The 2,518-nt window shown below is 61.9% G+C and carries 3 protein-coding genes; all 3 read right to left on the bottom strand.

Annotation, left to right across the window (positions count from 1 at the left end; all coding sequences use genetic code 11):
- Positions 1-190: hypothetical protein (locus tag E5X88_RS33410; protein WP_292168528.1), on the bottom strand; the 190-nt coding region annotated here is incomplete at its 3' end.
- Between the two features lie 183 nt (positions 191-373).
- On the bottom strand, positions 374-1,366 hold the full coding sequence (locus tag E5X88_RS33405; RefSeq protein ID WP_292168527.1) for an IS110 family transposase: 993 nt from the start codon (positions 1,364-1,366) through the stop codon (positions 374-376).
- A gap of 93 nt (positions 1,367-1,459) precedes the next feature.
- Positions 1,460-2,226 (bottom strand): IS5 family transposase gene (locus E5X88_RS33400; protein ID WP_292168529.1). Its coding sequence is split into 2 segments (ribosomal slippage): positions 1,460-1,893 and positions 1,893-2,226, totalling 768 coding nucleotides; the frame shifts between segments, so codons are not numbered across the junction.
- Positions 2,227-2,518 lie beyond the last annotated feature (292 nt).

Genomic DNA, 2,518 nt, shown 5'->3' with positions numbered 1-2,518 from the left:
CTTCGGTAACGGGGCCGTCCTCGTCAAGGCAAATTTGATGCAAGAAGGGATCGCCCATCCCGGTGTGCGGAGAGCGTGATTGCATTTTGGTTGTGCTATATCGCCTGCTTTCCTGCCGTATGAGGTTCTGCCCGGGTTCATGCTTCGGTCCGTGGTCGGCGCGGCGGCCGCCAACATGATGCTTGTCCAATATGGTTCCGATGCGCCCATCTCATTGGCGTGCTCGCCCGGCGGGGCGGCATCAGTCCAGACCGCGGCGTCATCGGGACCACGTCCCGGGTCGGGGACCTCGCAGGTCTGCGCTCAGGCAGACATCAACACGGAGATTAGCTCATGCATGGATCGGCTCTGGCGCTCCTTCCCAGCGGAAGTTTCATCCGTCCAGCCACATCCGATGCAGGATCACACCGATCCGACGCGCCAAGGCCACCATGGCCCGCTTGGTGCCGCGCCGTTTCGCGACCCGCGAGGCCCATGTCCGCAACCACGACCCACGGCCCCGGTTCATCATGACGGTTGCGGCCTGGCATAAGGCGCGGCGTAAATGGGCGTCACCGGCTTTGGTGATACCGCCTGTCACGTCGCGCTCGCCGGACTGCTGCCGTGAAGGGGTGAGGCCGACCCACGGGCCGACTTTCTTCGACGACGAGAACCGAGCCGGATCATCCACGGCCGACTTGAAGGTCAATGCGACCACCGCGCCAACGGCCGGCATGGTCATCAGCAAGCGGCAGGTCGGGTCGTCCTGTGCTAGGCTGCGCACATGCCGCTCCAGTCGCGCCAGTTCATGGCGGAGGGTGGCACGGGCGCGAAGCATCGGCTCGGTTGCCGCCACCAGCGTAGTGTTGCTGGCAACCAGTTCCTGAATGCGAGCATCAAACCGTCCTTTGGAGATTGCGCCGACTTTCAAGCCGAAGTTCCGCAATAACCCGCGCAAGGACATTTCCAGAGCGATCACGCCCTGCTGGATGGATTTGCGCGCCCCGAGGAGTGCGCGGATCTCCTGGGCAGACACCGACTTGCAATGGACTGGCCGGAACCAGCCCAAATGTAGCAGCCGGGCAATACCTTCAGCATCGCGCCGGTCTGTCTTGATCGGCATGGCTTTCAGAGTACCCTTCACTTGCCGGGTTTCCATCAGAACCACTTCCAGGCCGGCTTCGGTCAGCCCACGGTGCAGCCATTGCGACAACGGCCCGGCTTCCATCCCGATCATCGCAATTTCGCCCTGTTGCTCCAGCGCGAATTGCGTCAGCGCCGCGGGATCGCTGCCGACCTCAGCCTCCTTCACGATCTTGCCGTGCTCGCTGACAATGCAGACCGCAGTCTTGGCGAGTGAGACATCCAACCCAATGAACAGTTTCATCCCGTAATCCTCCTGTCAGAATCAGATACGGGAGCGTCGGCGGCAACCGGTCAGCATGCAATCGGTAACGGGCAGCGCACGACGCAGGCCCCGTTACAGCATCTCATTGATCCAGAAGATGAACGCTGCAGCGAAGGCGATTGCTGACAAGAATGTGTGCGCGCATCGGTCGTATCGAGTGTGGATGCGTCGCCAGTCCTTGAGGCGGGCGAACATGTTCTCGATCCTGTGGCGCTGCCTGTAGAGCAGCGGATCATAGCTGTGCTGGACACGGTGCTTGGCATGAGGCGGGATGCAGGGTGTGATGCCCTTGCCGATGAGCGCCTCGCGGAAGCCAGTGGAACTGTAGGCCCGATCGGCCAGCAGACGGCGGGCAGGTGGCAGTTCGTCGAGCACGGCAGCGGCGGTTCTGTGATCGTTGGCCTGGCCTTCGCTCAGGTGCAGCAGCAACGGACGTCCCTGGTCGTCGCAAACCACCTGCAGCTTGGTGGTCAGACCGCCTCTGGTCCGTCCGATACATCGGGGTAGAGCCCCTTTTTGAGCAGGCTGGCTGCCGTGCGATGCGCCTTGAGATGGGTGACATCGATCATCAGCTTGTCTGTGCCGCCGCCCCGGGCCGAGAGTTCGGCCAGAATGCGGTTGAACACACCCAGCCGGCTCCAGGGAATGAACCGGTTGTAGATCGTCTTGTGCGGACCATAGGCGGCCGGCACATCCCGCCAGCGCAGCCCGTTACGGATCACGAACAGAATCCCGCTCAGCACCCGTCGGTCATCGACCCGAGGTACCCCGTGCGAGCGTGGAAAGAATGGCTCGATCCGCCGCATCTGCGTCGGCGACAGCAGTAACAAATCACCCATGGTGGCCACCTCCAGCCACCTTGAATCATCATCGCTCCTTCAACTCAACGATTTAATGGGTCCTGACCCTAGTTGTTTCCTGACGCCAGATCGAAGGTCTCGTCTGCAGAAATTGCCAGTGCGAGCAGCGCTCTTTGCTCTCGTGACAGCATTCGAGATGTCCATGGCGGATGCGATAGGGAGACGCTTCGAAACGCCCGGCCGCTGGCTGGAGAAGCTTAGCGCCGAAAGAAGAAAGGGTCGTGTCCCACCGCGTGGTGTAGGTCGGCGATAGCGAAGCCGCTCGCGAGCG

The organism is Mesorhizobium sp. (genome assembly GCF_004962245.1).
Lineage (GTDB): Bacteria > Pseudomonadota > Alphaproteobacteria > Rhizobiales > Rhizobiaceae > Mesorhizobium.
Note: the sequence above shows the minus strand (reverse complement) of the source record. Positions and strands in the feature narration are given on the sequence as shown.